Source organism: Bacillus sp. SG-1 (assembly GCF_000181495.1).
In the GTDB taxonomy this organism is placed as follows: domain Bacteria; phylum Bacillota; class Bacilli; order Bacillales; family Bacillaceae_B; genus Rossellomorea.
In genome coordinates this window covers 1-2,540 of sequence record NZ_ABCF01000129.1, presented here as the reverse complement: position 1 = coordinate 2,540, position 2,540 = coordinate 1, and the positions used below count along the sequence as shown (strand labels likewise).

Here is a 2,540-nt window from a genome sequence, read left to right as displayed (position 1 = left end):
CTTTATCAGTGTCCATTATGACAGTATCTACGATTCATCCATAAAAGGATACACAGCCTATTATTATCATAGTTATCAAAAAGACTTATCTCAGAGCATACTCGATAATCTTGGCAAAACACTTTCTTCCAGAAACAGAGGTGTCAAGAAGGGGAACTATTATGTGCTAAGGGAAAACAAGCAGCCTGCCGTACTGCTTGAGCTTGGCTATCTTAGCAACCCTTCAGAAGAAGCATTAGTCAACACACACAGCTTTCAGGATATGGCGGCAAGAAGCATCTACAATGGCTTGACTGAGTATTTCAGGAAATAATCTAGGCGGTGTTTTAGCAGATTGTTATTTTTACAATAACTCTTTTGGAATTGTTTACGAATGGTTGATTGAGCGTAGGGTGTGCGACCTCCTGCGGGACTAGCGGTCGTCTAGCTCCAGCACCCAGCCCTTCGGGGTCACGCACCCGGAACGGAAATCAACTATCTCATTCAAAGCAACATTAAATACGAAAAGAACCTTAATAAAAGGGCTGAAGATAAGAATCTTCAGCCCTTTTAAACGTATTATTTACTTTCAATGATCAATGTAACAGGACCGTCATTAGTCAGCTTTACATCCATCATGCTGCCAAACACGCCCGTTTCGACACGAATACCTTTTTTTCTTAGCTCGTCATTGAAATAATTATAAATTTCTTCTGCATGAGGCGGTTTAGCGGCCTCCATGAAATTGGGACGCCTTCCTTTCCGGCAGTCACCATAAAGCGTAAATTGCGACACAGAAAGAATTTCTCCTCCTACGTCAAGCAAAGAACGGTTCATCTTCCCCTCGGCATCCTCGAACACACGAAGGTTGATAATTTTTTCAGCGAGCCAGTCGGCATCCTTTTCAGTGTCTTCATGTGTGACCCCGACCAGCAGTACGAATCCAGATGTAATTTCACCGCTGAGTTTACCATCTGCCGTTACAGAGGCTTCACGGCTTCGTTGAAGTACTACTTTCATTTCTTACCTAGCTCCTTAATTCATGATCCTTCTGACAGCATAGATATCCGAGATTTGCTTGATTCTTTCTACCACCCTGTGTAGATGGGAGATATTCTGAATGGATATCGACATATTAATCGTAGCCATCTTATTACGGTCAGATTTTCCACTGACTGCTGAGATATTGGTCTTCGTTTCATTAACCGCCTGAAGAACTTCATTAAGCAATCCTCTGCGGTCATATCCTGAGATTTCAATATCCACATTATATTCCTTACGGTTCGTAAAGTCACTTTCCCACTCAACCGGTATCAGCCGCTGCTCGGCATTTTCAGCGCAAACATTCGTACAGTCCGAACGGTGAACAGAAACCCCGCGCCCTTTTGTGATAAAGCCGATGATTTCATCGCCAGGCACCGGATTACAGCACCGTGAAAGCCTGATGAGCAGATTGTCGATCCCTTTCACCTGAACTCCTGCATCCCGCTTCCGTTTCACCGGCTGGTTCGCCTTCAGTTCTGTGATGGTCTCCTGAAGGGATTCTTCCTGATCACGTTTCTTTCTCAGCTTCTCTGTGAGCCTGTTGGCAATTTGGGCAGCTGTTATGCCGCTGTAACCTACCGCTGCATACATGTCCTCTTCATTCATAAAATTAAATTTCTCTGATACACGGGAGACATTTTCAGGTGTGAGAACCTCTTTTAATTCAAACTCGAGGTTTTTGATTTCTTTCTCGACAAGTTCCCGTCCCTTATCAATGTTTTCTTCACGCTGCTGCTTCTTAAAGAATGTTTTAATTTTATTCTTAGCCTGGGATGTCTGGGCGAGCTTCAGCCAATCCTTGCTTGGTCCATAGGAATGTTTGGACGTTAGGATCTCGATGATATCCCCGGTATGAAGTTTATAGTCGAGAGTAACCATTTTCCCGTTCACTTTTGCCCCGATCGTCTTGTTGCCGATCTCGGAATGGATCCGGTAAGCAAAGTCAATCGGCACCGATCCTGCCGGCAGTTCGATTACGTCTCCTTTTGGTGTAAAGATAAAGACCATGTCAGAGAACAAATCAATTTTCAACGACTCCATGAACTCTTCTGCATTCGCGGATTCATTCTGGAATTCAAGAATCTCCCTGAACCATGTTAGCTTCTTCTCCAATGTCGTTTTCTCATCAACATTCTGCCCTTCTTTATATGCCCAGTGAGCGGCAACCCCGTATTCAGCAATCTGGTGCATTTCCGTTGTCCTGATCTGCACTTCAAGAGGATCGCCTTTCGGACCGATTACCGTTGTATGAAGGGACTGATACATATTGGGCTTAGGCATTGCAATATAATCCTTAAAACGACCCGGCATTGGTTTCCAGCAAGTATGAATAATACCAAGTACCGCGTAACAGTCTTTTATACTGTCAACGACAATCCGGACGGCAAGCAAATCATAAATCTCATTGAACTGCTTGTTCTGAAGAGCCATCTTCCTGTAGATACTGTAAATATGTTTCGGCCTTCCAGAAATATCCGCTTCAATCTTTACTTCACCTAAACTGGATTTTACTTCGT

General features: G+C 43.7%; 3 protein-coding genes. 1 reads left to right on the top strand and 2 read right to left on the bottom strand.

All coding sequences use genetic code 11. The features are described 5' to 3' along the window. Window positions 1-313 (top strand): N-acetylmuramoyl-L-alanine amidase family protein (locus BSG1_RS18990; protein ID WP_006838854.1); only part of this gene is annotated, 313 nt, incomplete at its 5' end. Window positions 314-558: 245 nt separating this feature from the next. On the opposite strand, the gene dtd is transcribed toward BSG1_RS18990, so the two are convergent. Further along, window positions 559-999 carry a D-aminoacyl-tRNA deacylase gene (gene dtd, locus BSG1_RS18985; RefSeq protein ID WP_006838853.1) on the bottom strand — a complete coding sequence of 147 codons (441 nt, stop codon included), beginning with the start codon at window positions 997-999 and terminating at the stop codon, window positions 559-561. Window positions 1,000-1,014: 15 nt separating this feature from the next. Then, on the bottom strand, window positions 1,015-2,540 hold a 1,526-nt coding region (locus tag BSG1_RS18980), incomplete at its 5' end, for a RelA/SpoT family protein (protein ID WP_006838852.1).

Coding starts and splice junctions, on each gene's coding strand:
- dtd (WP_006838853.1), bottom strand. CDS start 999: ATGAAAGTAGTACTTCAACGAAGCCGTGAAGCCTCTGTAACGGCAGAT.